The sequence below is a fragment of the Moorena sp. SIO1F2 genome (assembly GCF_010672755.1).
In the GTDB taxonomy this organism is placed as follows: Bacteria; Cyanobacteriota; Cyanobacteriia; order Cyanobacteriales; family Coleofasciculaceae; genus Moorena.
On the sequence record NZ_JAAHFV010000686.1, the window covers coordinates 1 to 1,051 of the forward strand.

Below are 1,051 nucleotides of genomic sequence, written 5' to 3' on the forward strand. Positions count from 1 at the left end.
ATTATAATATCATGTTGTAACAATTACCCTTAATAAAAATCTCCCCCTCTCCCCATCTCCCCATCTCCCCATCTCCCCATCTCCCCATCTCCCCATCTCCCCATCTCCCCATCTCCCCATCTCCCCATCTCCCTACTCCCTACTCCCTACTCCCTACTCCCTTTCCTAAAGTGCTGATGCCAATTTTAAAATCATCATTTTTCTGGTTTTTCTGCTTTACGGTAATTTTCCTGCTATCCCAAGATTTCTGGTCTTGGCAGCAAGACATTTCCTTCTCCTTGCTCCATCTTCCCCCTTGGGTATTCTATTTTATTGCCTTACAAATTATCCTCGCGATCGCATTGTTACTATTTGTGCTAAATTTCTGGGAAACTTCGTCTAAGGAAGACCGTTAAGGAGATGACACTAGACTCGATTATTCCCTATGTTGTGCTGGCCGGGTATTTATTAGTAACCCTTGTGGTAGGACTAGTTGGTTATCGCCAACAACAAAACACCCCTGACGATTATTTTTTAGCTGACCGTAACATGGGAGCAATTCTCCTATTTTTCACCCTAATTGCTACCAATTTCAGCGCCTTTGCTTTTCTGGGATTTTCAGGCTCAGGCTATCGCATTGGTCTGAGTTATTACGGAATGATGGGGTTTGGAACTGGCTTAATCGCACTAACCTTTTATTTTATCGGTTATCGAGTCTGGCTTTTAGGCAACAAACACGGCTTAATCACCCCTTCTGAATTAATTGAAGCCCGTTTCCGTAGCACAGGTGTATCCCCTGGGATTAGCAATACCCTCAAAGTAATTTTTCTGGCGGTTATGGTAATTTTCACCATTCCCTACTTAACCCTACAACCGATTGGAGCTGGCTATATTCTTGAAACGTTAACCAATGGACAAATTCCCTATTTTACAGGGGCTACCTTTTTGACAGTTGTAATCGTGCTGTATGTGTTCATGGGGGGAATGAGAAGCGTTGCCCTAACCGATGTTATCCAAGGGGTTTTAATGTTTACCTTAATGTTAGCAGCAGTAGCAGCAATTGCTTCTAGTA

Annotated in this window: 1 protein-coding gene and 1 pseudogene; both read left to right on the forward strand. The window is 43.1% G+C overall.

The features are described from left to right. The first annotated feature begins 176 nt into the window (after nucleotides 1-176). Nucleotides 177-395, forward strand: a complete 219-nt coding sequence (locus F6J94_RS34030) for a hypothetical protein (RefSeq protein ID WP_293048402.1) — start codon at nucleotides 177-179, stop codon at nucleotides 393-395. 4 nt (nucleotides 396-399) lie between these two features. Next, nucleotides 400-1,051 (forward strand): annotated as a pseudogene (locus F6J94_RS34035) (sodium:solute symporter family protein); the annotation flags it as partial.

Excerpts from the sequence above, each read along its gene's own strand:
- F6J94_RS34030 (WP_293048402.1), top strand. The coding sequence starts at position 177 with ATGCCAATTTTAAAATCATCATTTTTCTGGTTTTTCTGCTTTACGGTA.